This is a genomic window from aff. Roholtiella sp. LEGE 12411 (assembly GCF_015206995.1).
Taxonomy (GTDB): domain Bacteria; phylum Cyanobacteriota; class Cyanobacteriia; order Cyanobacteriales; family Nostocaceae; genus Komarekiella.
The window spans coordinates 1-5576 of sequence record NZ_JADEXR010000243.1 but is presented as its reverse complement, the minus strand read 5'-3'; the positions used below and the strand labels follow the sequence as shown (position 1 = coordinate 5576).

At 42.9% G+C, this 5576-nt stretch carries 6 protein-coding genes; 3 read left to right on the top strand and 3 right to left on the bottom strand.

Annotated elements, in window-relative coordinates:
* Positions 1–100: 100 nt before the first annotated feature.
* From IQ246_RS28545 to IQ246_RS28535, 3 genes are all read right to left on the bottom strand, one after another.
* Positions 101–1072, bottom strand: a complete 972-nt coding sequence (locus IQ246_RS28545; protein ID WP_194006657.1) for a GTP-binding protein — start codon at positions 1070–1072, stop codon at positions 101–103.
* Positions 1073–1187: 115 nt separating this feature from the next.
* Positions 1188–2099 carry an alpha/beta fold hydrolase gene (locus IQ246_RS28540; RefSeq protein ID WP_194006656.1) on the bottom strand — a complete coding sequence of 304 codons (912 nt, stop codon included), beginning with the start codon at positions 2097–2099 and terminating at the stop codon, positions 1188–1190.
* Between the two features lie 178 nt (positions 2100–2277).
* Positions 2278–2718, bottom strand: coding sequence for a SufE family protein (locus IQ246_RS28535; RefSeq protein ID WP_194006655.1), 441 nt, complete (start codon positions 2716–2718; stop codon positions 2278–2280).
* A 440-nt stretch (positions 2719–3158) separates the two neighbouring features.
* Between IQ246_RS28535 and psaK the strand changes: the two genes are divergently transcribed.
* From psaK to IQ246_RS28520, 3 genes are all read left to right on the top strand, one after another.
* The gene (gene psaK / locus IQ246_RS28530; RefSeq protein WP_194006654.1) at positions 3159–3419 is read left to right on the top strand and encodes a photosystem I reaction center subunit PsaK; all 261 of its coding nucleotides are present in this window, start codon (positions 3159–3161) and stop codon (positions 3417–3419) included.
* A 560-nt stretch (positions 3420–3979) separates the two neighbouring features.
* The gene (dapB, locus tag IQ246_RS28525) at positions 3980–4816 is read left to right on the top strand and encodes a 4-hydroxy-tetrahydrodipicolinate reductase (protein ID WP_194006653.1); all 837 of its coding nucleotides are present in this window, start codon (positions 3980–3982) and stop codon (positions 4814–4816) included.
* A 12-nt stretch (positions 4817–4828) separates the two neighbouring features.
* Positions 4829–5515: a phosphate ABC transporter permease gene (locus tag IQ246_RS28520; RefSeq protein WP_194006652.1), complete on the top strand. Its 687-nt coding sequence runs from the start codon at positions 4829–4831 to the stop codon at positions 5513–5515.
* Positions 5516–5576 lie beyond the last annotated feature (61 nt).

Here is a 5576-nt window from a genome sequence, read left to right as displayed (position 1 = left end):
GGGGCATGGGGCATTGGGCATGGGGCATTGGGCATTGGTTATTAATTCATCTCCCCCTGCTCCTCTGCTCCTCTGCTCCTCTGCTTCAGAACAGCTTGTTTTACGCTAGACAGGCGAGGAAATCTTGCTTGAGTTGGGCTGCATCGAGGTTGCGACCGATGAAGACTAGTTCGTTTTTAGGGGTTTCGCTGGGTTTCCAGGGGCGATCGGGTTTGCCATCAAATATCATGTGTACCCCTTGGAATACAAATCGATTATCTTCTCCAGCAATATTTAAAATGCCTTTCATGCGAAAGATATCTGTCCCTTGGGTACGCAGTAACTCCGAAAGCCAAGTGTTTAATTTTTCTCCATCGACTGCACCTGCTTCTACTAAAGCTACAGAAAAGACACTTTCATCGTGTACATGAGCATCTTCGCCTAAGAAATCTGGATCAATTTCTAATGCACGGTCTAAATCAAAGGCTTTGACACCTAATAAAGCATCCATTCCTAGTTCAGAATTTTGGGTGCGGTAGATTTTGGCGATCGCATTCATCGCCCGAATCCGTTTTTCTAATTCATCCAACTCGAATGGCGCTACTAAATCTGTTTTATTAAGTAAAATTACATCAGCAAAAGCAATCTGTTCTTGGGCTTCGTCTGCATCCCAGTGCTGCCAAATATGTTTGGCATCTACGACTGTCACCACGGCATCTAAAGACAGTTGGCTTTGTAAATCTTCATCTACAAAAAATGTCTGAATCACTGGTGCAGGATCGGCTAATCCAGTCGTTTCTATTACTAAATGGTCAAATTTATCGCGTCGCTTCATCAAATTGCCAATGATGCGAATTAAATCACCACGCACTGTGCAACAGATACAGCCATTATTCATTTCAAATATTTCTTCATCTGCATCGATAATCAATTGATTATCAATACCCACTTCCCCAAATTCATTGACAATCACAGCAACTTTTTTGCCGTGTTCGTAGGTGAGGATGTGATTGAGTAGAGTCGTTTTACCTGCTCCCAAATAGCCAGTCAGAACAGTAACGGGAACTGAATTGTTGATTACGTCAGCCACCATACTCTAAATTCCCCTTATCTCACCTTATGGATAATCATTATCACATATCATAAATCTTTTTATATTTGTGTGCGAACTTGCTGTTTTTTTTGTTTCAGCAAAATAATCACATAATTTAATTTTCTGGGGATAACAAAAAATCTTGAACTGCTTCTAAAACATCTGCTGGGTATTCTTCATGCAGTCCCAGAGAACCAGGAATAACAACGCTTTTTACTCCTGGTAAAGCTACCAAAGCGTTCATTTCCTCTCGTGATTTTGGAGGGCTGGATTCCCCAATTACTACCATAAGCGGTACGGTTAAAGACTGCACAAGTGCTAAAAAATCAGATTGTTCGTGTACAGCATCAAGATTACCAGTTACAAAGGCGGCAGAAGCAAATCGCGCTCCTGGTTGTTGAGTCGTGTGCCATTTCTTCTCTATGAAGTTGGGTGTAATTTTAGCCGCGTCAGTAAAGACGTGACGGCGGTACATAAAACTTAAGAAAGATTGAGTAGTGTTGAGTTTGTAGAGAGCTTGACCAAGTATAGGCGATCGCACCAATTCTCTCACAATGCCAGCTATTTGCTGACTTGCCCCCATTGTCGGCAAAGGGCCACGCCAAGTAGGGCCTAACAACACAATTCGTAAGAAAGTAGTTTGCTGTTTGACAGCCAATTGTAAAACGTAACTAGCAGCATGACCAGCCGCGATCGCAGTAACAGGAGTATTAAAAACAGCTTTGACAAAATCTCCCAGAAAGTGCTGATATATTTCCGGTCGATAATTTAAACTAGGGCGAGAAGATTCTCCAAATCCAGGCCAGTCTACGGCTACAACTTGAAAATTGGGAGCTAGTAAATTAGCAAGTTCGCCCACTTCCAAGCGCGTCGAAACACTGCTGAAAGCTGGTAATAGCAATAGCGGTGAACCTTTACCAAGGATTTCATAAACAACGCGCAATTGCTGATTTTCCCAATTCCACAGATATTCTTGAACTACTCCACCAAAGCCAGTAGCAGCAGATGTAGATAATAAATTTGTCATTTGTCATTTGTCATTTGTCATTTGTCATTTGTCATTTGTCATTTGTCATTTGTCATTTGTCATTTGTCATTTGTTTATTCACCAATGCCCAATGCCCCATGCCCAATGCCCAATGCCCCATGCCCCATGCCCCATGTCCCATACCCCATGCCCAATGCCCAATGCCCAAAGACCAAGTTTAGCTAGGTAAATCTAACTTACATTCCAATGCTTTTTTTTGCATGGTTTTAAAAATATTGTAAAACCCATTAGCACGGGAAGGTGTCAGACTAACATTTAAGCCTGTTGCTTGAATAAAATCTGGGGTAAGTTGGACAATTTCAGTTGGCGTTAGTCCCTGCAATCCTTCAACTAGAAGTCCTACTAATCCTTTGGTTAACTGGGAATCAGAATCGCCCTGAAACGCAACCTTACCATCATTAAGAGATGCTGTGACATAAACTTGAGAAACGCAACCAGGAACTTTATTTTCAGGTATTTTATCAGCTTCTGGAAACTCATTAAGTTTCTGAGCATACCAGATTAGCTGTTCGTAGCGTCGCTTAGGTTCGGAAGCGCGTTGAAAGCGCTGGACAATTTTAGCGAGTGCAGGTGGCAAAGAATCTAGAGTTGAGGACATAACAGAAGCTGCAATTAATCGTTGTCACTTTGAGTGTAAATTATCTTTAGAGCGATCGCGCTTTCACTTCACTTTGGCAATTAATGCAGTTACTTTTGTTATTTAGAAAAAATGTCCTATGACGCTTCTCAGAGGATTGAAGTCCAGAGTTTGTATCGATTAGGCTGTTTACCCACTACTCTCTATTTTAACGCGTCTGAGTCTCCAACTACCTTGATCAAGGGTTTGCCCTCATCTTTTTTCAGGATGGACTGTGTGGGCGATCGCAAGCAAGACTCAATTAGTACCTAGCGGCGAACAAGCCGGAGAAGGAGGGTAGTTGTATTAAGTAGTTAGAATAACTGTTAAATATTAATGCAAAATTAGAAGTTTTCTGGAATTAACCTCTGAAATACTCAGATTATATTTTCAATCATTAATAAATTTCAGGAGCAAATCAGGTGTTAACTTCGACCTTACTAGCTGCTGCAACTACACCCCTGTCATGGAGTCCTACAGTTGGGATAATCATGATTCTGGCGAATCTCGCTGCTATTGCCTTTGGCAAATCCACAATCAAGTATCCTAATGCGGAACCAGCTCTACCCTTACCCAATCCACTTGGTGGGTTTGGTTTACCTGCATTATTAGCAACTTTCGCCTTTGGTCATATCTTAGGTACAGGTATTATCTTAGGGCTACATAACTTAGGAAGAATCTAGTTCTTCGCAAAGTCAGCCTTGATTTGATGATTCTTTTGTCTCCAACCTAGAGCTAGAAAATTAATTTTCTAGCTCTTTTTTTATGTAAAAATTATGACACTTTAAAATCGCCCACATACCAATTTTAGATTTTAAATTTTAGATCTTAGTTCAAAATTGAGCATCAAGCATTAACCACTAAACATAAGATACAATTTTCCCTTTTCTCCCAATGCCCAATGCCGAATGGCACTAAGAAAAGCTCTAAGCTTTGCCCTAACTGGTTCCTAGCCTGGAGGCTAGGAACCCATTTTCGGAGGCTCCGCCTCCAGTGGCTTGAGCAGAGGCAGCAGCCCTCTCGGAATACATTCCCAGCCTGGAGGCTGGGAACGAGGCGAAGTGGCGGTCAAAAATCAAGGTTTTTTGGACTTTTGACCTTTGACTCTGGACAACCTCTGGCGTTAAAAATATGACACTTGCGTAAGTCCTGAAATAGTTTAACCAGAAACTTGAGGAGGTAGCCACTAGATCACCAAAGTCTCTACAATTCCCTTGGTGACTCAAAAAGTATTTCTCGACCTATGACGAATCAAGCTCCTATCCCAGTTATTGTCAACGGTGCTGCTGGTAAGATGGGCCGTGAGGTGGTTAAAGCGGTGGCGCAAGCACCGGACTTGAACCTAGTGGGTGCAATTGACCACAGTCTGGAACATCAAGATAAAGACGCTGGAGAATTAGCGGGTTTAAGCGAACCGCTGGAAGTGCCGATTACCAATCAATTAGAACCGATGTTAGGGTATGTGGCTGGCGACAGACATTCACCCCCGGCGGTAATTGTAGACTTTACTCATCCCGATTCAGTATATGACAATATTCGTAGTGCGATCGCCTATGGGATTCGTCCGGTAGTTGGCACTACGGGGTTAAGTCTCGAACAAATTCAAGACTTAGCAGACTTTGCGGATAAAGCCAGTACCGGATGCCTAATTATCCCTAACTTCTCTATTGGAATGGTGTTGTTGCAACAAGCCGCAGTTGCAGCTTCTAAATATTTTGACCACGTGGAAATTATCGAGCTGCATCATAACCAAAAAGCTGATGCTCCCAGTGGTACAGCAATTCAAACGGCACAGTTATTAGGAGAATTGGGTAAAACTTTTAACTCGCCTCTTGTGGAAGAAACGGAGAAATTACCAGGAGCCAGGGGTAGTCAGGCAGACGAAGGCATTCGGATTCACAGCGTGCGCTTGCCGGGGTTAGTTGCCCATCAAGAAGTGATTTTTGGCGCATCAGGTCAGATTTATACTTTACGACATGATACGAGCGATCGCGCTTGCTATATGCCAGGAGTGCTATTAGCGATTCGCAAAGTCCTGGCGCTAAAGTCGTTAGTATATGGATTAGAAAAGATACTCTAAACCTTCGCACTCATGCTTGTCCCACTGACTCGCCAGAAATTTGAACAACTCGTCCCCCTGATTGCCACTGGCCTACAGTACAAGTACTACTGGGGGAATTTTTCAAATTTTTTGCAACGGCTATTAATTTCTGTAGTTACTGTAGTTGTTATTCTACTTGTAAAAGCCTTGTTCAGGCTTGAGTTTGGTTCAATAGTATTTGTGCTAGGGGTTATTAGCGCTTTTTTTTGGTTGTGGTATCCAGTGTTTCAGGCAAGTATGCGGAATTCCCAATGTCGCCGTTACAAGTACAGCGGCTTTTTTCGTGGTCGAGTACTGGATTGGTGGATTACAGACCAGTTGATTGGTAAACAAGAAACCGTCAACAGCAAAGGCGAATTGGTGATTGTAGAAAACCGAGAAAAACAGATTAACTTAGAGATAGGCGATGACACAGGATTTACCATTGAGTTTATGGCACCACTGCGTCCTGCCCACAAAGCCATTGCTCGTGGTCAAATTGCAGAAATGGTATTAATGTCAAATCGCGCAGATTTGAGCAGTATTGAAGAATTCAGTGATATATACTTTCCCAGTCGTAACCTCTGGGTGAGCGATTATCCTTATCTACGAAGAGATTTCTTTAATGAAGTCGGTCGCCGCTTGCGTGAAGACCAACAGGAAAGGCCGCGTCGGCGTCGTCGTAGGGTAGAGGAATGAAGAGAGTGGGGCATTGGGCATTGGGCATTGGGCATTGGGCATTGGGCATTGGGCATTGGGC